The organism is Oerskovia paurometabola, from assembly GCF_016907365.1.
Classification (GTDB): Bacteria; Actinomycetota; Actinomycetes; order Actinomycetales; family Cellulomonadaceae; genus Oerskovia; species Oerskovia paurometabola.
Map to the genome: position 1 here is coordinate 3,563,057 of NZ_JAFBBV010000001.1, position 23,977 is coordinate 3,587,033.

The window sequence follows — 23,977 nt, forward strand, 5'->3', positions numbered from 1 at the left end:
GATGAAGCGGTCCGACCAGACTCTGCCCGCACGCGAGCACGTCCACGTCCTGACCCCCGGCGACCACTACTCCCCGCGCACGGGGAGCGCCGTGCCGACCGTCGTGGACGGCCTGGTGCGCGGCGCGTCCGCAGGGTCCGCGCCGTCGTCGGTCGTCGTGGCGCGCGGCACCTACCCCGACCGCTACGACGGCGCGCACGTCATCGAGTACCCGCAGGCCTCGGCACGAGGTTGGGAGCGATACACCGACGCGGCCGCCTCACGCGTGAGGCTTCCCCGTCACGGCGCCCGCCGCGCGTTCGCGGCGACCGTCCGCGACCAGGGCGCCTGGGCGCCGTCGTACGTGTTCGCGCACAACGCCCCCCAGCTCGTCCCGCTCGTCGACGCCGAGCAGCACCTGCCCGTGCTCTACGCGCACAACCAGCTCCTGCGCACCTACGGCCACCGCGAGCTGGCCCGCACGCTCGGGCCGGTGCACCGCATCGTGTGCGTGAGCGCGTTCCTGGCCGACGAGACGACGGCGCTGCTCCCGCCCGGTCTCCGGGACCGCGTGGTCGTGGTCCACAACGGGGTCGACGCCCCGACGACGAGCGGCGGGGCACCCACGACGGGCCGCCCCGCGCGCGGCGACGCCCTGCACGTGGTCTTCGTCGGTCGCACCATCCCGGACAAGGGCGTGGACCTCGTCGTGGACGCCGTCCGGCGCCTCGCGCGCTCCGACGTGCGGCTCACCGTGGTCGGTGCCGCGGGCTTCGACGCCGCGGACCCCCTGACGCCCTACGAGCGCGACCTGCGCCGACGCGCCGCGGGGACGACCGTGCCGACGACCTTCACGGGCTTCCTCCCCCGCGGCGAGGTGCGCGAGGTCCTGCGCACGGCCGACGTGGTCGTGGTCCCCTCACGCTGGGCCGAGCCGTTCGCCCTGACCGCGCTCGAGGGCATGGCCGCAGGGGCCGCCGTCGTGGCCTCCGACATCGGCGGGATCCCCGAAGCCGTCGGGACCGCCGGGATCCTCGTGCCCCCCGGCGACGTCGCCGCCCTCGCCGAGACCCTCGCCGCGCTCGCCGACGACGAGTCCCTGCTCGACCGCACCCAGGAGGCGGGGCACGCGCACGCGGCCGAGATGGACTGGTCCCACGCCCGCGCACGGCTGGACCAGGTCCTCGCCGGCACCCTGGCCCACAGCCCCGGGAGACCGGCGTGAACCCGGCGGGCGTCGTGAGCGCCCGGACGCTCCGGCTGGGCGACGTGACGCCCGTCGAGGCCGAGCGCTGGGCCGACCTCGTGGACCGCGCGCTCGAGCCCAACCCCTTCCTGTCCCCCGCCTACCTGCTCTCGGCCTCCCGGTGGCTCGCACGGACCGCGGGGATCGTGCTCCTCGTCGTCGAGCGCGACGACCGCATGATCGCGCTCCTGCCCCTGAGCCGCGACGAGCGGTTCCACGGCACCCCGCTGCGGTACGCGACGACCGCGGGCGCCTTCCTCAAGGACGACGCGCCGCTGTGCGCGCCCCTCGTCGACACCGAGCACGCGGCGACCGCGCTCGACCACCTGCTCGGCTTCCTCGCGGACCGGCGCAACGGCTTCCCTCCCCTCGTCGAGCTCACCCTGCTGCCCGGCGAGGGAGCGTTGAGCGACGCCCTCCACGACGCGTGCCGCCGCGCCGGTGTCCCGCTGCTCGAACGGTCCCGGTTCGAGCGGGCGTTCCTCGACCGCGCGAGCGACGCGCCCGCCCCTCGGGACGCCCTGAGCCGCTCCAAGCGCAAGCAGGTCGAGCGCCTGACCCGACGCCTCGAGGAGTCGACCGGACGGCCGCTCGTCATGGAGGACCGCGGGGCGGACCCCCGGGCCTTCGAGGACTTCGTCGCTCTCGAGGCCTCCGGCTGGAAGGGCGACGTCGACCAGGACGGCGGGGCGCTCGACGTGACGCCGGGAGCCGTCGAGTGGTTCACCGACGTGACCGACGGCCTGCGCGACCGCAAGAACCTCCACCTGCTCACGCTCGTCGCGGGCGACGACGTGGTCTACATGTCGATGCTCCTGGGCGCCGGCGGGACGCTGTACTCGCTCATGGACACGTACGACGAACGCTTCGCGAAGTTCAGTCCGGGCGTGATCGGACGCGTCATGGAGCAGGAGTTCGTCCTGGGGAGCACGACCGCGGACCGGTTCGACCCGTGCCTGCACCCCAAGAACGTCGGCCCGAGCGGCCTCTACCGGGACCGCCGGACGCTGGTCGGCGTCGTGCTCGCAACGCGGGGCCTCCTCCCGCGCCTCCTCGTGCGCTCGGTGCCGACCCTGCGCCGGCTGCGTGCTCGCGTCGTGGGCACACCGCGCGAGACGGTCGAGGACGCGTCATGATCGGGACGACACCTGGTGGGGGGCGAGCGATGGCATGGAACGACCGCGGCATCCTCGCCGCGACGCTCGGGCACACGGGGCGGGCATGGACCGACGCGTCCTCGGACCCCGCCCCGGCTGCCCCCGTGTACCTGCGTCGCACGGCCTACCGTGGCCCGGAGCTCGGCCTCCTGCACCCCGGTGAGGGCCCGCCGTCGGGCCTCCCGACGGTTCGCTGACACCTCCTCTCCTCCCTGACCGGGTCGATCGAGGATCTTCTCTCGCCCCCGCCGCTCCCCCGTGCAGCCCGCAAGGGCTCGCTCCGCCGTGCGGCCCCTCGTGCCGCCTCCCCTCGAACGGGACCCCATGCCTTCGAACGACTCGCCCCGCCTGTCCGTCCGCCTCGCCGCGGTCTCCACCCTCGGGCCCGAGGACGTCTCCCGCTGGAGAGACCTCGCCGACCACGCCGCCGAGCCCAACGTGTTCTACGGGCCGGACTTCCTGGTCCCGACCGCCGCGCACTTCGACCCGGACCGCACCCTGCGCCTGGTGGTCGTCGAGTCGGACGGCACGTGGCTCGCACTCATGCCCTACGAGATGGTCCCGGCGAACCGCCGCTGGCCGCACCGGCACGCGTCGAACGACGGGCCGATCCTCAACCAGTTCACCTCGCTCGGCGTCCCGCTCCTGCGCGAGGGCGACCCCCGGCGCGCAGCGACCGGCCTCGTGCGAGCGTTCCGGCGGTTCTCGCACGAGCTGGGCGGGAGCATCGAGATGGCGTTCGTCTCGGGCGACGGGCCGGGCGGAGCCGCGCTCCAGCGGGCCTTCGCGGACGAGGGCTCGACGCTCCACGTCTGGGGCGGCGACGAGCGCGCCGCGGTCCGCTTCGCCGAGGTCGAGGCCCCGGGGAGCTTCGGCTACCTCCCGAGGTCGCGCGCCAAGGCCGTCCGCCGTCGGGCCCGTCGCCTCACGGAGGCCGCAGGCGTCCCTTCCGAGCTCGACACGCTGACGCTCGAGGTCGTCGAGGACCCCGCCGAGTTCCTCCGGTTCGAGCTCGAGACCTGGAAGGCGGACCCCGACCGCAACGGGGTCGGCTTCTCCCGGCTGCGCGAGGGACCCGAGTGGTTCGTGGACGTCTTCCAGGCCCACGCCGCCGCGGGGCGCGCGACCCTCCTGGCCCTGCGACCCGCGGGCGAGACCCTCTACATGGCCGCATTCCTGCGGTCCGGAGGCACGCTGTTCGCCTGGTACGACGAGTACGCCGAGAAGTGGGCACAGCACGCGCCCGGCGTCCTGGGTCGCCTGCTGACCGTCAAGCGGTTCGCCGCCCAGGGCGACCTCGACCTGCTCGACTCGTGCATGCACCCGTCGCTGTACCCCGACCAGAACGAGCTCTACCCCTCACGGCTGCGCACGGTGTCCTTCACGGCCGCACTGGGTCGCTGGCCGGGCCAGCTGCTGCTCCGGGAGATCGTGGCCCTGGGGCACGGCCGACGGGTGCTCGCGGGCCGGGTCCGCGCGGCCCGGGACGAGCGTCGCTCCCGCATCGAGCGTCCTGCGTCCCGGGACGTCAGGCAGGCGGCGGAGTCTGCGTCCTGAGCGTGGCGACCTCGGTCGCGCTCAGCGCGCGGTCGTAGAGCCGCACGCCGTCGACGGCTCCCTTGAGCGGGAGCGTGCCGCCGGGCTGCCCGCCCAGGAGGAGCGGGAGCGTGTTGACCCCGGCCGCCGCGGGACCCGCGACGTTCCCCTGCTCGACGCCGTCGACGTACAGGCGCATCCGCTGCCCGTCGTACGTGCCCACGAGGTGCACCCACGTGGTGCCGTCGGACGGGTAGGTCGACGTGGCGTTGACGCGGAACGTGTCGCCCGACGTCGCCTGGTTGAGCCGCAGGAACGCCTTGCCCGCGCTCGACAGGCCGAGCTCGAACCCGTCGGTCGCGCTCGGTGCGGCCTTCTTGACGACGTACTGGGTCGCGACCTGCTCGGGCCGCACCCAGGCGGCGACCGTCAGCGCGGTCGAGACGTCGAGGGCGTTCGCGTCGGGGATCGTGACCTTGCCCGTCGCGCCGTCGAACCGCACGGCAGACCGGCCCCCGGCCGTGACCCATGTCGTCCCGCCCGAGAGGGCGCCCGCGTTGCCCCAGCCCGACGAGTCGGCCGTGGCGAGGCCGGTGCCCTCGTCGAGGTCCCACGCGCCGCGGAGACCGTCGGCGGGTGCCACCTGGACGGTCGCCGTCGCGACGTTCGACCAGAGCCCGTTCGCACCCACGCGGAACGTGAAGCTCGTCGTCCCGACGAAGCCCGCGGGGGGCGTGTAGGTGAACGCGCCCGTGGCCGGGTTCGTCAGAGCCACCGTGCCCGACGACGGAGCGGCCACCACCTCGAACGTCAACGTCCCCCCGCTCGGTGAGCTGCCGGTGAGCGTGCCCGTGACGGGCGTCCCGCTCACGGTCGACGCGGACACGTCCTGCGCGACGGGCGGTGCGGCCGGCGGCTGGACGGCCTGGCGGAGTGCCTGGACCTCCGCCCCGGACAGCGCCCGGTCGTACAGCCGGGCCTGGTCGACCGCGCCCTGGAAGGGGTACAGGCCGTCGGGCTGGGCGCCGATCGTCAGCGGCAGCGTGTTGACGCCCACCGACGCGGGACCGGCGATCGACCCCTGCTCGACACCGTCGACGTAGATCCGCAGACGTTGCCCGTCATAGGTCCCCGCCAGATGCACCCACGTGGTCCCGTTCGTCGGGAGCACCGACGTCGCGTTGACCCGGAACGCATCCCCCGACGTCTTCTGGTTGACCCGCAGGAACGGCTTCCCGGCGCTCGAGATCCCCAGCTCGTACCCGTCCGCAGAACCCGACACCGCCTTCTTCACGACGTACTGCGTCGCGTGGCGCTCGGGGCGCACCCACGCCGACACGGTCAACGCCGCTGACACGTCCAGCCCGTCCGCGTCCGGCACCGCGACCTTGCCCGCGGTGCCGTCGAGGCGCACGGCCTTGCCGTCGACCCCGGTCACCCAGGCGGCGCCGCCCGACAGGGTCCCGGTCTGGCCCCAGCCCGACGAGTCGGCGGCCGTGGTCCCGGTCCCCTCGTCGAGGCCCCACAGGCCGCGGATCCCCGCGACCGAGGTCACGCGCACGCTCTGCGTCGCGACGTTCGACCACGTCGTGCCCGCCTTGACGCGGAACGTGAAGCTCGTGGCCCCGACGAAGCCCGCGGGGGGCGTGTAGGTGAACGCGCCCGCGGCCGGGTTCGTCACGGTCACCGTGCCCGACGACGGAGCGGCCACCACCTCGAACGTCAGCGCACCGCCGCTCGGCGAGCTGCCCGCGAGCGTGCCCGTGACCGCGGTACCGGTCGTCGTGGTGGAGGCCCCGTCGGTCGCGACCGGGGTCGTGGGCACGGGGCCGCCGCCCTGGACGAGCTCGGCGACCTGGGCCGCGGTGAGCGCCCGGTCGGACAGGCGCACCGAGTCGACCGCGCCCTGGAAGGGGTACAGGCCGTCGGGCTGGGCGCCGATCGTCAGCGGCAGCGTGTTGACGCCCACCGACGCGGGACCGGCGATCGACCCCTGCTCGACACCGTCGACGTAGATCCGCAGACGTTGCCCGTCATAGGTCCCCGCCAGATGCACCCACGTGGTCCCGTTCGTCGGGAGCACCGACGTCGCGTTGACCCGGAACGCATCCCCCGACGTCTTCTGGTTGACCCGCAGGAACGGCTTCCCGGCGCTCGAGATCCCCAACTCGTACCCGTCCGCAGAACCCGACACCGCCTTCTTCACCACGTACTGCGTCGCCGACCGCTCCGGACGCACCCACGCCGACACCGTCAACGCCGACGACACGTCCAGCCCGTCAGCGTCCGGCACCGAGACCCGGCCCGTCGACCCGTCGAGACGCACGGCCTTGCCCGCCTTGCCCGTGACCCAGCTCGTCCCCCCGGTCAGCGTGCCCTGGAACCCCCAGCCCGAGGAGTCCGCCGTGAGCACGCTCGCGCCCTCGTCGAGCTCCCACGTGCCCCGGGCACCGGCCACCGCCGTGACCCGCACGCTCTGGGTCGCGACGTTCGACCACGTCGTGCCCGCCTTGACGCGGAACGTGAAGCTCGTGGCCCCCACGAAGCCCGCGGCAGGCGTGTACGTGAACGCGCCCGTGGCCGGGTTCGTCACGGTCACCGTGCCCGACGACGGAGCGGCGACCACCTCGAACGTCAGCGCACCACCCACCGGCGACGACCCCTTGAGGGTCCCGGTCGCGGCGACCCCGACGGACGTCGCCGTGAGTCCCGCCGTGGCGACCGGCCCGCGCGGGTCAACCCACGGCAACCGCGCCGTGCCCGCGGTCGAGCTCGAGGCGGCCATGACGAGCGTCGCGCCCGGTACGTTCTGCTTGGCGCCCGTGACGTTGTTGTACGTCCCGTCGAGAACGGTCGTGGCGCTCTGGGAGAAGCTGATCGACGCGAGCGGCGTCACCTTCTCGATGATGTCGTCGAGGACCTCGCTGTGCGTGTAGACGACGCGCAGGAGCCCCGTGACCTCGTCGATCTCGACGATCGGGCGAGTGCCCAGCCGGTCGACCTCGTAGAACGGGTCCCACGTGCCGTTCGGGCGGCGGACGAGGAGCCCGATGACCGTGGCGCCCTGGGAGTCGTACGACGTCTTGACCGCGGCGTACAGGGTCCCGTCGGACGCGACCGCCACGTTCATGTGGTCGTCGGCCATGCCGTCGCCGAGGTCCAGGGCCGAGGACTGCGCGGGCTTCTCGTCGGCCGTCCACGTCGCCGGAGCAGCGCCGTCGACGTGCGTGCGGAAGCCGAAACGCTCGGTGCTCTGGTTGGACCAAAGCACCCCGATCTTCCCGCCCGGCAGAGCCGTGACCATGCCGATGTCGTCGTCCAGGACACCCGAGGCCACCGTGACGGGGGCCGAGAACGACGTGTACGGGGAGTCGGCGTAGCGCGCCTGGATGCTCGTGCTCGTGTCCGAGACCAGCCACAGCCGGCCCGTCGAGTCGACGTCGATCGTGCCCGTCTCGCTGCCCGGCAACGAGACCGGGGTCGCGGTCTGCCGCTGGGACCACGGCTGGTAGGAGCTCGAGGAGGCGACGTACTCGACCGAGACGAGCGACGTCGTCGGGCCGTGGAGCAGGACGTGCGCGACCTCGCCCACGACCTTGACGTCCGCGCGCACGTCGGTGCGGTCCGAGATCCGCACGACGTTCGTCCAGGTCCCCGCAGCCTGGTCGTAGCGCCAGACCCACGTCCCCGCGGGGGTCGTGCTCGTCGACGCGAGCGCGGCCCACCAGGTGTCGTGCGCGAACCACAGCTTGGACTGCGGCTTCTCCCCCGTGTTGCCGCTCAGCGGGACCGCCGTCGTGGTCAGGGCGGTCTCGGCGGCCAGGGCGCTCGGCCCGCTCGGCATGCTCGGCATGCTGGGCACAGCGTCGAGCGACGACGCGGGCTCCTGCCAGGCCAGCGTCACGAGGCCCGGCTCGCCGGCCTTGGTACCGACCTCGACGAGGTACTCCTCACCCTCGACCGCGTCGAACGTGACCCGGGAGGTCGAGACGTCGCCGTCGTCGTCGTTGGTCGCGACGACGGTCTTCGGTGCGGACGCGCGGCGCACCGCGACCGTCGTGTCGAGCTCGCTGCCGCTCGTCGAGAAGCTGATGGGGCCCGACGTCGGAGCCGTCCACCGCCACCACAGCGACTTCGCGACGGTCGACGGCGTCTCGGGGCCGGCGCCGTCGGCCGAGAAGTTGGGCGCGACGTCCTGCCCGACCGCCCCGCCGATGGCACGGCTCTCCGACCGGCTGTCGCCCTCGACGGCGGTCACGGGGACGGGCGTGGGCGATGACGCCGAGGCGGGCCCTCCATCCACCGTCACGACCGACCCGGCCGTGGCGAGGACGAGCCCGGCGACCACGAGGGGCGCCACGACGCGCGCGATCCTGCGGCGGGCGGTCGGCGGTCGACGGGGCGGGCCGTCGGGGCGTGCCGTCATGATCGATCCTGTCCGGAGTCCCTGGTGGTGGATCCGTACGCGGCGAGCGACGGCTCGCGACGTACCCCCGGAGCGGCCACCAGGTCCCATCGAACCATCGGCGCGGAATCCTGCGGAAGGTCGGCGGTCAAAGTTCACCCGGGCGAGAGGCCCCTCCCAGCGCGTCGCAGCCCCGCACGACGAACGAGGTGTGCGTTACTGTCGCGCCATGAACCGTCCCGGCAGCGACCTCGACCCTGCGCGGACCGAGCCTCCTGCCCGGACGCCCGTCTCCTCCTACGACCCCGCGGACCTGACGTACCGGTGGTCGCCCGAGGTCGGGGCGTTCGCCCACCAGTACGACCGCGACCTCCAGCTCCTGGTCGTGTGGTCCGGGGGGCGCACCCACGAGGCGGAGATCCTCGAGCGCGTCGCGGCCGACTTCACGATCCTCGCGCAGGTCGAGGTCCGGTGGAGCGCCGAGAAGATGGTCAACGACTTCGAGCGGCTCTACGGTCAGACGCTGTGGGGCACCTCGCCCAAGCACGAGGAGGTGGGCGACGGCCCGTTCCTCCTGCTGATCCTGGAGGACCACGCCCCGGCCTACTCCTACCGGCAGAACGTCACGGGCTACGTCGAGCTCACCAACGTCAACGTCGCACGCGTCAAGGCCGCGGCCCGCGCGCTCACCGGCGGGTACCGCATCCACTCGAGCAACAACATCCGCGAGTTCTTCCGCGACGCGACCCTGGTCCTGGGCCCCGAGCGCCTGCACGAGATCATCGCGCAGGACGGCCCCTCGAGCGGCACCACGGTGCTCGCGGAGGACGTCGTGGGCAGCCACGGGTGGGACAGCCTCGACCAGGTGTTCCGCACCCTGCGCTGGACGTCCCGGTACGTCGTGCTGCGCAACTTCGACGACCTCCCCGGCGCCCTCGAGGACGACCACGAGATCGACGTGCTGTGCGACGACCAGACGGACCTCGCGGCCGTCCTCAACGCGACCGAGGTCTATCCCGGTCCCGAGGGGGCGCAGTTCCGCACCCTGGTCGGGGGCGAGGAGGTCTTCTTCGACACCCGGTACGTGGGCGACGGCTACCTCGACACCGAGTGGCAGCGCGAGATCCTCGCGCGCCGCGAGTGGCGGGACGGCCAGGTCGCGGTGCCCCGGCACGACGACCACCTCTTCTCCCTGCTCTACCACGCCAAGGTGCAGAAGCCCGCCGTCAAGCCCGCCTACGTCGAACGCCTCACGCAGCTCGCCCTCGACGTCGGGCTGCCCGAGCAGGTCGCGCGCACCGTGACGCACGACGCGGTCGCGGCCTCCCAGCTCGACGGATACCTCGCGGGGCACGGGTTCACGGTGCCGCTGCCCGTCGACCCCGCGGTGCACCGCAACGCCGAGTTCCTCGCGCTCTTCCGGCTCACGCCGCTCGCCGACCCGCCGCTCAAGGTCGCGACGGCCGAGCTCTGGCAGTCCGCGAAGCGCAGCCCCGTGGCCCGCGCCCTGGGCAGGTCCCGCGCGGTCCGGGGCGCGTACCACCGGCTGCGTTCCGCGTTCCACGCCCTCAAGGACCGCGGGGCCTGACGGGCGTCTCCCCGCGGATTTCGCCCGCTCTCGCGGCGTCCTGCCATGGACCGCCCGCAGCGCTCACCGCTACCGTTGCCGGATCGATCGTGGGGGTCCGCGACCGCACACCACCAGTCGAGGAGTCGTCATGAGCATGCCTGCCGTCCAGGCGGAGGGGCCGCCCCGCTCGCTGGTCCGCAGGGTCGTGGACCGGGCGCGGATGGTCTACATCTTCGGCAGCCCTGTCGGTGCGACCTTCGTCAAGGCCACCGACCGCTCGGTGACCGTCTACACCACGACCGGCGGGCGACCCACGGTCTCGAAGTACTTCGCCCGCACCCGCGTCGGCAAGGACGCGTTCCTCGCGGAGAAGGCCACGGGAGACCTCTTCGGCGACCGGCCGTGGCGCATGCCCGTGGTCCGGTGGCACCGTCGCGGGTTCACGGTCCCGCGCCTGCCGGACGAGTCCCGGCTCGACGTCGCCGGGCAGCAGCTCTCGCGCGAGGACCGGGTCGACCTGGGGGCGTGGACCCTAGACGTCCTGCTCGAGATCTACCTCACGGGCAACCTGCACGGCGACCTGCAGCCGCACAACATCTGGATGCTCGACGGCAGGCCCGTCGTGACCGACTTCGAGACCTTCGGGCCGCGGACGCGGGGCATCCCGTTCCTCGACTCGGGGGACATCACGGGCAACGACCCGCGCCCGCGCGACCGGAGCCTCGACCCGGCCTTCGACCCCGAGGACGACTGGTCGTTCCACCACATGCTCGGCGTGAGCCTCCAGGACGCGCTCGACGCCCTCCGGCCCCGGCTCGTCGCCGCGAGCGCCGAGGACCCTGCGGCCCTCGCGAAGCTCGAGGCGCTCGACGGGGTCCGCACCTAGGCGGGACGCGCACGCGCCCGCCCCGTGGCACCCGTAGCATCTGCACCACCCCGCCCGGCCCGTCCGGCGCGGTCCCCGTCCCGGACGACCAGAGAGGGTCAGCCGATGTCCGAGTCCCTGCCCGGCGGATCCCGTACCGCGGCCCGTCGCGCTCCCCGCGGGATCGTGGTCCGTCGCCGCGACATCGAGAGCAGGCCCGCGCCCGTGGGGGGCGGGTTCGCGGAGGTCGCGTACACGCGCCTCCCGCTCCCTCGCGCCCTGACGCGCGCGCTGGGCACGTTCTGCGTCAACACGTCAGACCGGGTCGTGTCGATCACGTACGACGACGGCCCGCACCCCGAGCACACGCCTCGCCTGCTCGACCTGCTCGCCGCGCGCGGCGAGACCGCGACGTTCTTCGCGCTCGCCCGGCAGGTGCGGGCGCACCCGGAGATCGCCCGCCGCATCCTCGCCGACGGCCACGAGCTCGCGCTCCACGGGCAGGACCACCGGTCGCTGCTGACGATGGGGGACGCCGAGGCGGTCCGGTACGTGCGGGACGCGAGGGACGAGGTCGAGTCGATCGTCTCGGCGCCGCTCGTCTCGTTCCGGCCCCCGTACGGCGCGCACACGGTCCGCCAGGCGCACGGCATCGCGGGCCTGGGCATGGACGTGCTCATCTGGTCGGGCGACGCGTTCGACTGGGTCGACGACGAGGAGGAGCGGATCGCCGAGCGCGCCCTGTCGACGATCTTCCCCGGGAGCATGCTGCTGCTCCACGACGACCGGGGCGACCCGGAGACGCTCGGGGACGACGACGTGTTCCCGGCCTTCGACCGTGCCCGGGTCCTGGACCTGCTGCTCGACCGTCTCGCGGCCGACGGCTACCGGACCGTGACCGCCCACGACCTGGTGACCACCTACCAGCCTGTCATGAGCATGGCCCGCGAGAGGATGCGTCAGACATGAGCACACCCACCGGCGCGCAGGCCCGCCCGGAGCTCTCGGTGATCATCCCGGCGTACGACGCGCAGGAGACGCTCGGGGTGCAGCTCGGCGCGCTGCTCGCGCAGCGTCCCGCGTGGCCCTGGGAGGTGATCGTGAGCGACAACGGGTCGAGCGACGGGACCCGTCGGCTCGTCGGGGAGTGGACCGAGCGCATGCCCGAGCTCCGGCTCGTCGACGCCTCGGCCCGCCGCGGTCCCAGCGCGGCCCGCAACATCGCCGTCGCGCAGGCGAGGGCGCAGGCCCTGGCGTTCTGCGACGCCGACGACATGGTCGCGGACGGCTGGGTCGAGGCGATGCACCGCGCGCTGGCCGAGCACGAGTTCGTCGCGGGCCCGTTCGAGGGCTCCCGGCTCAACGCCGGCCTGACGTCGTCGGTCACGTGGACGGCCCAGACGGACCGGTTGACGGTCAAGCCCGGGCTGGAGCAGTTCGTCACGGCGGGCTCGGGCAACATGGGCGTGCGCACAGCGGTCTTCGACGAGGTCGGGGGCTTCTACGAGGGGGCCCGGACCGCGGAGGACGACGACTTCTGCATCCGGGTCCAGCTCGCGGGCCACGACCTGGTGTTCGACCCGGACATCGTGCTGCACGTCCGGCGCCGCGACGGTCTGCGGAACATCGCCCGGCAGTCCTTCGCGTACGGCGCGGGCGAGCGCTGGCTGAGCCACCGCTACGCGCTGCTGTACGCGCAGGCTCCGCGCACGACGGGCACCTCCGAGCCCCCTGTCACGGCCGTCGTCGCGGGCTCCGCCCCGGCGGAGAGCGCGCAGCGGGCGGGCGTCACAGGCAGCCTCGCGGCGGTCGCCCGGCGCGGCCGGGTGTTCGCCGTCCGTGGTGGTTCGTTCGTCCGGAAGGCGCTGCGCAAGGCGTCCACCATCCGGCGCCCGGGGGACCTCTCCGACCTGGTGTGGCGGCTGGCCTGGAGCGCCGGGTGGAGGTTCGGGCGGGTCCCTGCGGCACCGCCGATCGTCCCGCCGCCGACCTGGCGGCAGGACGCGTCCTAGTCCTTCGTCTCGCCGGCGCCGGCACCCGTCGCCCTGCCCGTCACCTGCCGACGGCCCGCCGCACCCGCTCCCGGACCCAGTCCAGGGGCGCGAGCGGCGCGAACCGCGCGGCCCAGGTGACGTGGCCGAGCGCGGCGCGGAACCGGCGGGCCGAGATCTCGGCCCGCGCGGCCCGCGCGGCGCTCCACGCCGCGAAGCGGTCGTTCGCGCGGAGCCGGTCGCGGTAGGCGGCGTCAAGTCCGGCAGGGCCGCCGCGCTCGGCCGCGCGTGCCTGCGAGCGCCGCTCGCGCAGGATCACCCGGATGCCCGCGGCGAGGTCGCGGTAGGCCCGCGTGGTGTTGCCCGGGTGGTACCGGTAGTCGACGAGGACCTCGTCGACGAAGACGAACGGCCCGAGCGTCGCGGCCGCGAGGACCAGGTCGAGGTCCTCGCCCTGCCGGTACGCGGGGTCGAACCCGCCCAGGGCGTCGAAGGCACCGCGGCGGATCACGAGGTTGGGCAGCATGATCCCGGTCCGGCCGCGGACGACGTCCCGTGCGTCGCGGGCCGGGCGCTGGTCGGCGCCCACGAGCTGCTCGCCCGCCGGGTCGACCGTGCGCATCGCGCAGTAGGAGATCACGGCGTCGGGTCGGGCGGTCAGCGCATCGACCGCGAGGCGCAGCCTGTCGGGGTGCCAGCGGTCGTCGTCGTCGAGGAATGCGAGCAGTTCGCCCCGGGTGTGCCGGACGCCCGTGTTGCGCGCCGTGGAGACGCCCGACGGGTCCAGGCGCAGGACCGTCCCGACCCCCGCTTCCTCGACGAGGCCGCGGATCACGGCCGGGTCGGGCGATCCGTCGTCGACCACGACGAGCTCGACGTGGGGGTAGGTCTGCGCGGCGACCGAGGCCAGCGCCTCGGCCAGGAACGGCCCGCCCCGGTTGGTGGCGACGACGACGCTCACGAGCGGTGCGGCGACGGCAGCGCCTGCGGCGTCGGGACCTTCGTCGGGCACGGCGCTCCTCGGTTCGGTCGGGGTGAATTCGGTGAGATCGCAGGGGCCGAGACCCCTCGCTGGTGGACAATCTCCCACATGAGGATCCTCCGCGTCTCGCACAGCGCCGTGGTCGACGCGTGGCGCGAGCGGGAGCGGGAGCTCCGGGCGGCCGGGCTCGACGTCGGGCTCCTGTCGGCGCGGGCGTGGGACGAGGGCGGCACGACGGTCCCGCTGACGCCCCGACCGGGCGAGCCCGTCGAGGGCGTCCGGACGTTCGGGTCGCACCCCGCGCTGTTCGTCTACGCCCCTGGCCCGCTCTGGCGCGCCCTGGGGCAGGAGTGGGACGTCCTCGACCTGCACGAGGAGCCGTTCGCGCTCGCGACGGCCGAGATCCTGGCGCTGCGACGGCTCCGAGCCCTCGTCCCGGCCCGGCGTCGTCGCCCAGCGCCGCCCTACGTCCTGTACTCGGCGCAGAACATCCCCAAGCGCTACCCCTGGCCGTTCCGCGCGTTCGAGGCCGCGGCCCTGCGTGGCGCGGCCGCGGTGTCGGTCTGCAACGAGGCCGCGGCGCGCATCGTCCGCGCCAAGGGCGCGCGCGGGGCGGTCGAGGTGGTCCCGCTGGGCGTGGACCTGTCGGTCTTCTCCCCGGGCGGGGCCGTCACCCCCGGCCCGTCGACCCTCCGGCCCGACGGCGTCGCGCCCGTCCCCGGTCCGGGTCGCCCCGGGACGGGGCCGGCCGGGGGGCCGGTGCACGTGGGCTACGCGGGGCGTCTCGCCCCGCACAAGGGCGTGGACGTCCTGCTCGCCGCGGCCCGCGACGACGACCGCCTGCACGTGACGCTCGCGGGCGACGGCCCGTCGGCCCGTACGCTCCGCGACCGGGCACGGCCGCTGGGCGACCGGGTCCGGTTCGTCGGACCGCTCGCGGGCGACGACCTGGTCGCGTTCTACCGTTCGCTCGACGTCCTGGCCGTCCCGTCCCTCGACACCCCCGGCTGGATCGAGCAGTTCGGTCGGGTCGCGGTCGAGGCCATGGCGTGCGGCACGCCCGTGGTGGCGAGCGACTCGGGGGCCCTGCCCGACGTCGTGGGCGGCGCGGGCCTGCTCGTGCCCCCCGGTGACGCCGGGGCGCTGCGCGAGGCGCTCGTCCGGGTCGTCGACGAGCCCGGCCTGGCCGAGACGCTGCGCGGGCAGGGACTGACGCGCGCCGCGTCGTGCGCCTGGCCCGAGGTCGCCCGCCGCTACCTCGCCCTCTACGAGACCGCGGCGGCGCACCCCTCGCCCGCGTCCCCCGCCGGGACCCCGACCCGTGCGGGCGGCGAGCACACCCCGGGAACGGGTGCTCCGCCGTCGGGCAGCGGGCTGCTTCCGCCCGAGGTGGTCCTCGTCGCGTACGGCTCCCCCGACCTGGTGCGCGACGCGCTGGGACCGCTCGTCGGCAAGCTCCCCCTGACCGTCGTCGACAACTCGTCACTGCCGGAGATCCGCGAGGTCGCCGAGCTCGCGGGCGCCCGCTACCTCGACCCCGGGCGCAACGGCGGCTTCGCCGCGGGCGTCAACCACGCGCTGCGCCACCGCCAGACCCCCGGGTCGGACGTCCTCCTGCTCAACCCGGACGCCGTCGTGAGCCCCGAGGACGTCCTGACCCTCCAGACCCGGCTCCACGAGGCGCCGGACCTCGCGAGCGTCGGCCCGGCGCAGGTCGACGGCGACGGCGGGGCGGCGCGCGTCGTCTGGCCGTACCCGTCCCCGGCCGGTACCTGGATCGAGGCCGTCGGTCTCGGCTCGCTGCGCCGGACCCCGGCCGACCGGTCGTTCGTCATCGGGTCCGTGCTGATGCTGCGGGCCGACGCGCTCGAACAGGTCGGGCCGTTCGACGAGAGCTTCTTCCTGTACGCCGAGGAGACCGACTGGGCCTACCGGGCGACCCTCCTCGGCAGGCGACACCTGGCCGTACCCGAGGTCCAGGCGCTGCACCTCGGTGGTGCCACGAGCGGTGACCCGACCCGCCGCGAGACGCACTTCCACGCCTCCCAGGAGAGGTACCTGCGCAAGCACTTCGGCGCGACGGGCTGGCACGCAGCACGAGCCGGGGTCCTCGCCGGCTCGGCCGCACGAGCCGTCGCGCTCCGGGGCGCCGGTCGCGACCTGGCGCGGCTGCGGCTCCGGCTCTACGCCCGCGGCCCCCTCTCGGCCGAGGCGGCGATGCTCGCCCGCCCCGCGACCCCGGACCCCACGACGTGATCCGCCGGTCCCTCGCCTGGGCCGCGGGATCTGTCGCGGTCGCCGTGGTCCTGGTCGGGATCGGCCTCCTGGTGCCCGAGTACACCGCGATCTCGGTCGCGGTCGCCGCGCTGGTCCTCGTCGTCGGGATGACGATCTACGAGCCGGCCGCCATGCCGATCCTCGCGATGCCCGCGATGGTGGTCGTCCAGCGGGTCGGCGGCGACGCCGTCAACCTGTCGCTGAGCGACTTCGCGCTCTTCGGGGCGTTCTGGTTCGCGCTCTTCTTCACGCAGCGGCCCCTCTCGCGCCCCATGCGCTCGCTCCTGTGGCTCTCGGCGTTCTACCAGGTCGCCACGCTCTTCACGGTCATCGCCAACCCGTACACCGCGAACACCGTCGAGTGGTTCCACGCCTGGCTCTCGGTCGGCGGCGCCCTGCTCGTCGGGTGGGCCGTGGGCCGGGCGGGACGCGCGCGGCTCGGGCTCACGCTGTTCATGATCCCGTGCCTGATCATCGCGGCCCTGACGTGCTTCACGGCCCTGCAGCAGCTCGCCGCGGGCAACACCGGTCCCGTGTACCTGCAGATCCCGTTCCCGATGCACAAGAACTTCGTCGGGTGCGTCCTGGGGAGCGCGGCGCTGCTGGCCTACGCCCGGCCGTGGTGGGTGGGGTGGCCCAAGGCGTTCACCTACCCCGCGTTCTGGCTGTTCGGCCTCGCGGTCCTCGCGTCGCAGTCGCGCCAGGCCCTGATCGGCCTCGCGATCGGCGTCGTCCTCATCACCCTGCGCGCGGACCCGGACCGCAAGCGCTCCAAGCTCATCCTGCTCGCCGCGATCCCCGCCGTCTACTTCGTGTGGGCCGCCGTCCAGGAGCAGCTCGCGACCAACGACCAGTTCAACTCCGCCTACCAGCGGCTCACCTGGTACGAGCAGGCCATCGACGTCTGGGAGCGCAGCCCGTGGGTCGGGGTCGGGCTGCGCTGGTGGGTCGCGAACCGCACCGAGTACACCTTCCAGCCGCCCAACGCCGAGCTCGAGGTGCTCACGTCGGCCGGGATCGTCGGGCTCGTCGCGTTCCTCGTGCTCTTCTTCGGGTCGCTCGTCGTGCTGTGGCGCCTCAACCCGCGCTTCGGGACGCTGGCGTTCTCGGTGCTCCTCATGCGCTTCATCCAGGGCCAGTTCGACCTCTTCTGGGTCTCGGTCCAGGTGTCCGTGCCGTTCCTCATCGTCGGTGTCTGCGTGGGCGCGGACGCCTACGCCGAGTCCCGGCGCGCCGCGCGCGAGGAGACCGGCGACACGCTGCCCGTCGACGACCTCCGGTCGGTCGAGGAGATGCTCGACGCCACGGGCCCCACGAAGCACCTGGTGCTCACCCCGTCCGTGATCCCCGCCCCCCAGCCCGAGCCGACGGGCCGCCACCGGAAGGACCCGACCACGTGAGAGTGCTCCACGTCGTGCACTCCGACGCCTTCGCGGGCGTCGAACGGCACGTCGCCCGACTGGCACGCGCGCAGGCCGCCCACGGGGACCAGGTCGTCGTGGTCGGCGGCGACGTGCCCCGCATGCGGGCCACCGTCGACGACCCGACCGTGCGGGTCCTGCCCGCAGGGTCCCTCGCGCAGGTCGTGCGCACGATCCGCACGACGGCGCGGGGGGCCGACGTCCTGCACGCTCACATGACGTCGGCCGAGATCGCGGCCTCGCTCGCGGGCGTGACGCTCCGGCGCATGCCGCCCGTCGTCGCCACGCGCCACTTCGCACGGACCCGGGGCAGCGGCCCGGCCGCCGGCCTGAGCGCTTCGGTCGCCCGCCGACCGGTGCGCGCGCAGATCTCCATCAGCCGGTACGTCGCCGACCACGTCGACGGCGACAGCGTCGTCGTCCACCCCGGGATCGACGACCGCCCCACCGCCCCGCCCGCGGCCGGGCGCGACCGCAGCGTCCTGCTCGTCCAGCGGCTCGAGCCGGAGAAGCGCACCGACCTGGGCGTGCTCGCCTTCGCGGCGTCACGCCTGCACGACGACGGCTGGCAGCTCCTCGTCGCGGGCGACGGGTCGCAGCGTGCCGCCCTCGAGACCCTCGTCGCCCGTGAGGGTCTCGCGGGGCACGTCCGGTTCCTCGGCGCCCGCTCCGACGTCGACGACCTCATGCAGCGCGCGGCGGTCCTCCTGGCACCCTGCCCGGTCGAGGGGCTCGGGCTCAGCGTCCTGGAAGCCATGTCCAACGCGCTGCCCGTCGTGGCCGCCGGGGCCGGTGGGCACCTGGAGACGCTCGCCGGGCTCGACCCGCTCGCCCTGTACCCGTCGACCGACGTCGACCGGGCGGGCGAGAACCTCGCGGCCCTGGCCCGGTCCGCGTCCCGGCGCGACGCGTTCGGCGAGGCCGCGCGCACGGTCCAGCGGACCCGTTTCACCCCCGAGGCCCAGGTCCAGGGGACGGCAGCGGTGTACCGCGGCGTCGTCCGCCCGGGGGGCCACCCGCACGACGAGCATCGGAGCCCCACGCCGTGAGCGACCTTCCCCCTGCGGTGCACGAGCTCGTGGTCGTCTCGCTCGAGTCCTGGGACCTCGTGTGGCGACGCAACCAGTACCTCGTGACCGAGCTCCTGCGGGCCGACCCGTCGCTCGTGGTCCTGTTCGTCGAACCTGCCGCGGACCCGCTGCACGAGGTCCGTCGTGGCTTCCGCCCCCGGGCCGGGCACGGGCTCCGGCGCGCGGACCCGGTCGAGGGGGTCGGACCCGACCAGCTGTGGCTCTACCAGCCCACCAAGATCCTGCCGCGCCGCGTCGACCCCCGGGTCGACGCCCGCCTCGCGTCGCTCGTGCGCCGGGCCGCACGCCGCGTCGGGCTCACGCGTCCCGTGCTGTGGGTCAACGACCCCGCGGCCGCGACCCTGGTCCGGGACACCGACTGGCCGTCGCTCTACGACGTGACCGACGACTGGGTCGCGGCCGACCGCCCGCCCGAGATCCGCCGTCGGCTCCTCGCGGACGAGGCGCTCCTGCTGCAGGCCTGCGAGGAGGTGACCGTGTGCTCGCCCCACCTCGCCCAGAGCAAGGGCGCCGAGAGGGCCGTCACGCTCCTCACCAACGGCGTCGACGTCGAGCGCTACCGGCAGCCCAGGGAACGCCCCGCGGACCTGCCCGACGGACCCGTGGCCCTCTACCTGGGCACCGTCCACCGCGACCGCTTCGACCTCGACCTGGTCGCCCGGACCGCCACGACCACGGCCGTGGCCGGCACGGTCGTGGTCGTCGGCCCCGTGCTCGACCTGACGAGCCAGGAGTACGACGACCTCACGGCGGCCGGCGTGCGGCTGCTGGGCGCACGGCCCTGGACCGAGGTCCCCGCCTACCTCCAGCACGCGACCGCGCTCCTCGTGCCCCACCTCGTCGACGACTTCACGGACAGCCTCGACCCGCTCAAGCTCTACGAGTACCGGGCCGTGGGGCGACCGGTCGTCGCGACCCCGGTCGCCGGCTTCCGCGACGCCGACGACCCACGGGTCACGGTCGCCCCTCCCGCGGACTACCCGGAGGCCGTGCGCGCCGCGCTCACCGCGCCGGCAGCGACCGACACCCACCAGGACGACGACATCCCCACGTGGGAGGCGCAGGGCCGCGCGATGCGCGACGTCATCGAGCGGACCTGGCGGCTCGCCCCCACACCTCGCTGACGACCTCCGCGGTCCGCGTCGCCGCGAACCGGCGCTGCGCGACGCCGGCGGCGCGCCGGGCCCTGTCCGCTGCGGACCCCGGGTCGACGAGCACGGCCGAGATCCCCCGGGCCAACGACTTGACGTCGCCCGGCTCGACGAGCTCGCCCAGCGGTGCGGGGTCCTCCGGCGGCCCCGCGAGGATCTCCACGACGCCCCCCGCCCTGGTCGCGACGACCGGGACCTCACGGACCATCGCCTCGACCACGACCTGGCCGAACGGCTCCGGGACGGGAGACGCGTGCACGCACACGTCGAACCCGTCGAGCTCGGCCGACGGGTCCGCCGCGAAGCCCGTCCAGACGAAGCGCTCGGCGACACCGAGCCGCACCGCCTCGGCACGCACCTCCTCGGCGTAGTCCTCGGCGCCGAAGCTCGGCTCGCCCACGACCCGGAAGGTCACCTCGGGGTGCTCGTCGAGGACCTGGCGCGCGGCGCGCACGAGCTCGAGCTGCCCCTTCGTCGGGCTGATCCTGCCGACCATGCCCACGACCGGCGAGCGACCGTCCGCACGCGTCGGGCGCCCGTCCGTGCGCACCTGACCGGCCGCGAACCCCGGGTAGGCCACGGTCGAGCGGCCGGGCAGGGTCGAGGCCGTGGCCTGCGAGTTCACGACCACCTCCCGGGGAAACCGCGTCGAGGCCCAGCGGAAGACGCGCGCGACCCGCGCCGGGAGGTAGTCGTCGGCGATCCGGTCGTGGACGTGCCAGACGAGCGCGGCCCGCGCGGCCCGCGCCGGCACGACACCCAGCACGTCCGCCTTGAGCGAGGTCGTGTGGACGACGTCCGGCCGCAGCGCGCGAACCCGGCGCGAGAGCCGCCACGTGAACGGCACGAGCCGCGCCGCCGTGACGAGCTGGCCGAGGCCCGCGCGCCCCACCGCGCTCCGCGACGTGGACGCCGTCCCCGGGTCGAGCGGCAGGACCTCGACGACAGCCCCCGCTGCCCGCAGCCGAGCGACCAGCGGGCCGTGGGAGAACAGCAGCACGCGCACGTCGACGTCCGGGCCCAGCACCTCGACGAGCCGGACGAGGGCCAGCTCGGCACCGCCGAGCTCACCCGTGTGGTCGAGGACGAGGACCCGCACCGGTCGGCCGGGCGGCGATCCCCCCGCGCGCCGCGTCGTCACCAACGGAACGGCAGCTTGCGCCCTGTACCGCTGCCGCCCTGCTCCGGCTCGTCGTTCGTGCGGGCCGGGGCCGTGCGGGGACGTGCCTCGCCCTGCCCCCCGGGCACGGTCGTGATCTTGCCCCACTCCGGCGACAGCAGGGGGCCTTGGCGGCCTCCGGCGTCCCGCCGGGCCGCAGCGGTCGCCGCGGGCTCGGCGGCGGGACCGGCGACGACGGCCGCCGCCCGCTCACGGGCTGCGCGCCGCGGCTCGTCGACCTGCTCGACGCCCGGGGCTCCCCTGTCTGGTCGCTCGGCCGCGAGCGCGGGCGCCTGTGCGACCGCGTCGCCTCCCGTCGACCGGGTGGGGTGCCCGTCCTCCTGACGTTCCGGGTCACCGTAGGTCGAGGCGTAGAGCATGCGCCGGTCGCTCTTGACTCCCGCGAGCGCGATGCCGACGAGGGGCACGTTGTTGATGCGCAGGCGCTCGGAGGCCTCGGCGAGCACTGCCCGGTCGGTCTTCCCCGCGGAGGCGATGAGCACCACGCCGGTCGCGTAGCGTCCGAGGATCGTCGCGTCCGCGGCCGCGAGCACGGGCGGGGCGTCGATCACGACCACCTCGGCGTCGTCGCTCAGGTCGGCGATGAGCTTTCCCGCGCGGGTCGTCGCGAGGAAGTCCGCCGGGTCCATCTCCTCCTCGGGGACGGGGAACACACCCAGGTTGGGGATGCTGGTGGGGCGCAGAGTGTGCGGGTCGCCCGACCAACCCTCGGGCGGCGGCAGGACCCGGTCGAGCTGAGGGCGGCGCAGGTCGCCCGAGACCGCGATCGTGCGGCGACCGCTCAGCGCGAACGAGGCCGCAAGGTTGGCCGCGATGAACGTGCGGGGCGCGTGCGGGTCTGCGGCCGTGACGACCACGACGACCCGGTCCGCCTCTGCGAGGGAGACCTGGACGGCGGTCCTGAGCTCGCGGATCGACTCGGTGAAGGGGGTGGCGACCTTGCGCGAGACGGGCAGCGTGTGCGAGTGGCTGTAGTCACGGTCCGACGTGCGCACGCCGTAGAGCTCGGCCAGCACGGGCGTCTGCGCGAGGCGGGCAGCGTCGGCCGCACCACGCACCCGGACGTCGAGGCCGCGACGGGCGAAGGCCAGCCCGATGCCCGCGACGAGCCCGGCCAGGGCCGCGAGGGCGAGCACCGTGCTCCGTCCCAGGCCCAGCGCCTCGGCGCTGGTGGCGGGCGTCTCGACCTCAGCGGGGACGGTGATCGCCCGGAGGGTGTTCGCCTGGACCGTGAGCGAGGTGTAGTCGGTGACGATGGTCTCCTTCTCGGCGAGCGCGAGCGGGTCGTCCGACGCCACCGAGAGGCGGGCCGTGACGCCCGCGAGCTGCTCGGCGAGCGACTGCCTCCTCGCGTCGAGCGCCGCCACCTGTGCGTCGCGCAGGACCGTGAGCTGGGCGACGTACGCGTCGGCGAACGCGTTCGCGACGTCCTGCGACTCCTGGGGGTCGAGGGTCTTCGCGCTGATGGCGATGAGGCTCTGGCTCTCGGTGGGGTAGTCGGCCGAGACCTGCGCGGCGAGCGCCGCGGGGTCGCCGGTGTAGCCGAGCGTGGTCGCGGCGGCCTCCACGACGGGGTCGGACGTGACGTCCCCCAGGTCGGTGTCGACCGTGACCTCGACGACCTGCTCCCCGCCCTGCGCCGACTGCACGCCGACGAGCCGTACGCTCGCGGTCGCCTTGTAGACGGTCTCCTGCTGGTTGAGGTAGACGAACGCCGCGGCCACGACCACGAGCACCGCCGCCAGCACGTAGTACTTGCCGGCCCATACCGTACGGACGAACTCCCGGACTGTCATGAGTTCCTCTCCCCTGAGGTGCTGGCACCGGCGTGCACGAGGCCTCGTTGCTCGTCGACCACCTCGCGCAGGCGCGCGACGAAGCGCGGGAGCGCGAAGGTCTCGACGTGCGAGGTCAGGACGTCATCCTCCCACGGGACGGCCGACGCGTCCTGGACTGCCCGCGCGACGAGATCGGGCTCGGGGGCGTCGAAGAAGGCACCCGTCACCCCCTCGACCACGGTGTCGAGATACCCGCCGTCCCGCAGGACGACGGAGGGCCGTCCGAAGGCACCGGCCTCGAGCGGCGACAGGCCGTAGTCCTCGTACGAGGCGGCGACGAGCATCGAGCAGCTCCGGTAGAGCCAGCGCAGCTCGGGGTCGTCGACCCGGCCCAGCAGCGTCATCCCGCGGGTGCCCGACGACGCGCCCCACCTCCCGGAGACGGGGCGCCCGCGCGCGGCGAGGCCTTCGAGGCGCGCCCGGTCCGGTCCGTCGCCGACGATCACCAGGTGGCGTCCCGCGAGGCGGGCCGCCTCGACCAGGACGTCGACGTTCTTGTACGGCAGGAGCCGTGCGACGCACAGCAGGAAGCCGGGTTCGACCCCGGGGACCTCGCGCTCGGGGCCGGCGGGCAGCATCGCGGGGGGCGGCGGCAGGATCTCGGCCTCGATGCCGTAGGCCTCGCGGACCGCACGCTGGGTCACGGTCGAGTTGGCGAGGTAGACGTCGGCGCGCCCGGCGGCCCGCCGGTCCCAGCCGCGCAGCGCGGGGCTCAGCGCGGCGAGGGCGGCGGAGGCGACACCGCCCCGGAGGCGGTCGGTCCTGCTCGCGCCGTCCCTGCCGCCGAGGTAGCGGTCGCGCTGGTAGAGCCACCGGGCGGGCGCGTGGCAGTAGACGACCGTTCGACCCGCGCCGCGGTACCCGTGGGCCCAGCCCGTGGAGCTCGCGAGCAGGACGTCGGCGTCGACGCGCTGGGCCGAGACCGCGGGTGCGAGGAGAGGCAGCGCGAGCCGGTGGTGGCGGCGCAGCGCACCGACCCGGTCGAGCGCGGACGTCCGCAGGTCGAGCCGGGAGAACTCGGGGAACGTGCCCGCCTGGTCGTAGAGGGTCGTGTACATCGGCGACCCGGGGAAGGCCTCGGCCAGCCACAGGGCCACCCGTTCGGCGCCCCCGCGTTGCGTCGCGTAGTCGTGCGCGAGCGCCACACCCTCGGTCATCGTGCCTCCGTCGTGGGGCAGGAGACGGCTGCCCGCCCAGGTTGGATATCGATCCAGCCTAGGGCGAGCGAACAGGCCAGAACGGACGAAGAGGACACGTCACCCGGGTGAAGTCCGCTCTCGCGGACCAC

17 protein-coding genes are annotated in these 23,977 nt (G+C 74.3%); 12 read left to right on the forward strand and 5 right to left on the reverse strand.

Going from position 1 to position 23,977, the window contains the following annotated elements; genetic code table 11:
• Position 1: 1 nt before the first annotated feature.
• The 4 genes from JOD48_RS15930 (at position 2) to JOD48_RS15945 (ending at position 3,939) form a co-directional block, all read left to right on the forward strand.
• On the forward strand, positions 2–1,204 hold the full coding sequence (locus tag JOD48_RS15930) for a glycosyltransferase family 4 protein (RefSeq protein WP_204809762.1): 1,203 nt from the start codon (positions 2–4) through the stop codon (positions 1,202–1,204).
• Entirely contained in the window at positions 1,201–2,361 is a 1,161-nt protein-coding gene (locus tag JOD48_RS15935) for a GNAT family N-acetyltransferase (RefSeq protein WP_204809763.1), read from the forward strand. The genes JOD48_RS15930 and JOD48_RS15935 overlap by 4 nt, the downstream gene beginning before the upstream one ends.
• A gap of 29 nt (positions 2,362–2,390) precedes the next feature.
• A complete protein-coding gene (locus JOD48_RS15940) occupies positions 2,391–2,579 on the forward strand; it encodes a hypothetical protein (RefSeq protein ID WP_138823125.1) in 189 nt (62 codons plus the stop codon).
• 127 nt (positions 2,580–2,706) lie between these two features.
• Positions 2,707–3,939 carry a GNAT family N-acetyltransferase gene (locus JOD48_RS15945; RefSeq protein ID WP_204809764.1) on the forward strand — a complete coding sequence of 411 codons (1,233 nt, stop codon included), beginning with the start codon at positions 2,707–2,709 and terminating at the stop codon, positions 3,937–3,939.
• Here the strand turns inward: JOD48_RS15945 and JOD48_RS15950 are convergent.
• Complete coding sequence (locus JOD48_RS15950) at positions 3,911–8,344, reverse strand: LamG-like jellyroll fold domain-containing protein (protein WP_204809765.1); 4,434 nt, start codon at positions 8,342–8,344, stop codon at positions 3,911–3,913. The two genes, JOD48_RS15945 and JOD48_RS15950, sit on opposite strands and share 29 nt — an antisense overlap.
• A gap of 208 nt (positions 8,345–8,552) precedes the next feature.
• Between JOD48_RS15950 and JOD48_RS15955 the strand changes: the two genes are divergently transcribed.
• The 4 genes from JOD48_RS15955 (at position 8,553) to JOD48_RS15970 (ending at position 12,770) form a co-directional block, all read left to right on the forward strand.
• Positions 8,553–9,911 carry a hypothetical protein gene (locus tag JOD48_RS15955; protein WP_204809766.1) on the forward strand — a complete coding sequence of 453 codons (1,359 nt, stop codon included), beginning with the start codon at positions 8,553–8,555 and terminating at the stop codon, positions 9,909–9,911.
• 130 nt (positions 9,912–10,041) lie between these two features.
• The gene (locus JOD48_RS15960) at positions 10,042–10,779 is read left to right on the forward strand and encodes a protein kinase family protein (protein WP_191791014.1); all 738 of its coding nucleotides are present in this window, start codon (positions 10,042–10,044) and stop codon (positions 10,777–10,779) included.
• Positions 10,780–10,884: 105 nt separating this feature from the next.
• On the forward strand, positions 10,885–11,727 hold the full coding sequence (locus tag JOD48_RS15965) for a polysaccharide deacetylase family protein (RefSeq protein ID WP_204809767.1): 843 nt from the start codon (positions 10,885–10,887) through the stop codon (positions 11,725–11,727).
• Positions 11,724–12,770, forward strand: coding sequence for a glycosyltransferase family 2 protein (locus JOD48_RS15970; RefSeq protein ID WP_191791016.1), 1,047 nt, complete (start codon positions 11,724–11,726; stop codon positions 12,768–12,770). The genes JOD48_RS15965 and JOD48_RS15970 overlap by 4 nt, the downstream gene beginning before the upstream one ends.
• Before the next feature lie 40 nt (positions 12,771–12,810).
• On the opposite strand, the gene JOD48_RS15975 is transcribed toward JOD48_RS15970, so the two are convergent.
• Complete coding sequence (locus JOD48_RS15975; RefSeq protein ID WP_204809768.1) at positions 12,811–13,761, reverse strand: glycosyltransferase family 2 protein; 951 nt, start codon at positions 13,759–13,761, stop codon at positions 12,811–12,813.
• Between the two features lie 78 nt (positions 13,762–13,839).
• On the opposite strand from JOD48_RS15975, the gene JOD48_RS15980 reads away from it, so the two are divergent.
• The 4 genes from JOD48_RS15980 to JOD48_RS20240 are packed head-to-tail and all read left to right on the forward strand — an operon-like array spanning position 13,840 to position 19,644.
• Positions 13,840–15,987, forward strand: coding sequence for a glycosyltransferase (locus JOD48_RS15980; protein ID WP_204809769.1), 2,148 nt, complete (start codon positions 13,840–13,842; stop codon positions 15,985–15,987).
• Positions 15,984–17,408 (forward strand): O-antigen ligase family protein, encoded by a 1,425-nt coding sequence (locus JOD48_RS20235; RefSeq protein ID WP_204809770.1) that lies wholly within the window; start codon positions 15,984–15,986, stop codon positions 17,406–17,408. The genes JOD48_RS15980 and JOD48_RS20235 overlap by 4 nt, the downstream gene beginning before the upstream one ends.
• Entirely contained in the window at positions 17,405–18,478 is a 1,074-nt protein-coding gene (locus JOD48_RS15990) for a glycosyltransferase family 4 protein (RefSeq protein WP_204809771.1), read from the forward strand. Before JOD48_RS20235 ends, JOD48_RS15990 begins: the two co-directional genes overlap by 4 nt.
• Positions 18,475–19,644, forward strand: a complete 1,170-nt coding sequence (locus JOD48_RS20240; RefSeq protein ID WP_307824194.1) for a glycosyltransferase — start codon at positions 18,475–18,477, stop codon at positions 19,642–19,644. The genes JOD48_RS15990 and JOD48_RS20240 overlap by 4 nt, the downstream gene beginning before the upstream one ends.
• Here the strand turns inward: JOD48_RS20240 and JOD48_RS16000 are convergent.
• The 3 genes from JOD48_RS16000 to JOD48_RS16010 are packed head-to-tail and all read right to left on the reverse strand — an operon-like array spanning position 19,604 to position 23,846.
• Entirely contained in the window at positions 19,604–20,812 is a 1,209-nt protein-coding gene (locus JOD48_RS16000) for a glycosyltransferase (RefSeq protein ID WP_204809772.1), read from the reverse strand. The two genes, JOD48_RS20240 and JOD48_RS16000, sit on opposite strands and share 41 nt — an antisense overlap.
• Entirely contained in the window at positions 20,809–22,647 is a 1,839-nt protein-coding gene (locus JOD48_RS16005; RefSeq protein WP_204809773.1) for a polysaccharide biosynthesis tyrosine autokinase, read from the reverse strand. The genes JOD48_RS16000 and JOD48_RS16005 overlap by 4 nt, the downstream gene beginning before the upstream one ends.
• Positions 22,644–23,846 (reverse strand): glycosyltransferase, encoded by a 1,203-nt coding sequence (locus JOD48_RS16010; protein ID WP_204809774.1) that lies wholly within the window; start codon positions 23,844–23,846, stop codon positions 22,644–22,646. The genes JOD48_RS16005 and JOD48_RS16010 overlap by 4 nt, the downstream gene beginning before the upstream one ends.
• Between the last annotated feature and the right edge of the window lie 131 nt (positions 23,847–23,977).